This is a genomic window from Mycobacterium sp. (assembly GCF_008709575.1).
Taxonomy (GTDB): Bacteria; Actinomycetota; Actinomycetes; order Mycobacteriales; family Mycobacteriaceae; genus Mycobacterium.
Genome location: NZ_VYIK01000188.1, coordinates 1 through 1068, shown reverse-complemented (window position 1 = coordinate 1068; position 1068 = coordinate 1). Strand labels below are relative to the sequence as shown.

1 protein-coding gene is annotated in these 1068 nt (G+C 65.6%); it reads left to right on the top strand.

The window, feature by feature from the left end:
* The first annotated feature begins 785 nt into the window (after positions 1 to 785).
* The gene (locus F6Q13_RS17760; RefSeq protein ID WP_293059369.1) at positions 786 to 1043 is read left to right on the top strand and encodes a hypothetical protein; all 258 of its coding nucleotides are present in this window, start codon (positions 786 to 788) and stop codon (positions 1041 to 1043) included.
* The last annotated feature ends 25 nt before the right edge of the window (positions 1044 to 1068 follow it).

Below are 1068 nucleotides of genomic sequence, written 5' to 3'. Positions count from 1 at the left end.
GCTGGCTGAGCTATCGGGAGAACATGAACCACCCGCCCAGGCATCAAGGGTGGTATCGCACTCCGTGCTTGGATGTTTCCAATCACGAGCGCCCCGGTGTTCGCAGTTCACGCCCGCTGGAATTCTGCCGTTAGTAGGCCCGTCGCCGGTTCCCAACGGTCGATGGTGGTCGCCGACATGCGGTCCCGCAACACCGCAGTGTCGTCATGGCTGTCAAGCTCGCGATGCCGGTGCTGGCGCCGCCACCGGCTTGAGGGCAGCGGCGCCAGCGGCTTGCCCGCGGTCATGCCCCGCGTCGACAGAAAATCAGCGCGGCAACACCTTTCGGGCAGAACTTGGCGTGCCCAGCCTGATCTTGACGAGCTTCAGGTGCGACGCGCTCGTGAACGCCCGCCGCGTGCTTGGAAGGTCGAGGAGCCGGCCCGGTACCGGCCCTACCGGCCCGCACGTGGCGCGTCACGATTGCCTTCGTCACGGCCCTGCGCTCGGTCACTGTCGACCCCGTCATCCGGGCCCACTGAGGCTGCGCTCGCGATCCAGGTAGGCGCGCCGTACGCGGCCTTATTCTCAGACAAGAAGGAAGCCTTATACGCGCATCGCCGATGAGCCAACCCACGTACTTGTCATCTGGATGACACTTCGCTAGCAGCCCCGCCACCAATGCGGCAGAAACGTCTCCATCACACACGTGTCTGGTTAGGCTCCGTTCGGGGAGTTCATGGCAAACGGAGGCTTTCGCAATGGGATCCGTATGGGGTCTGTCACGCCGCCGAGAAGATCGGATTTTGTCCCCGAGCCCCGTCGACGAATCGTGGTTACAGCAGCGAGGGATCGGCCGTGGTGCGCTCCTCGGCGGCGAGACCATAACGGTGTTGAGCGGGCCGCGGGCCTACGAGGCCGGCGTGGCGGCGCCGCGGCAGCCGGTGCGGCATTGGTGGCGCATCGTGGCGGAGGCGGCTGCGGTGGCTCAGTGTGCTGCTCCGCGCCGTGGGCAGGTGCGCGCCGACCATATGGCCGACATCGCTGCCGGGAAAAACCGTTGAATCGCAGGAGGTTTCTGGCCCTGAT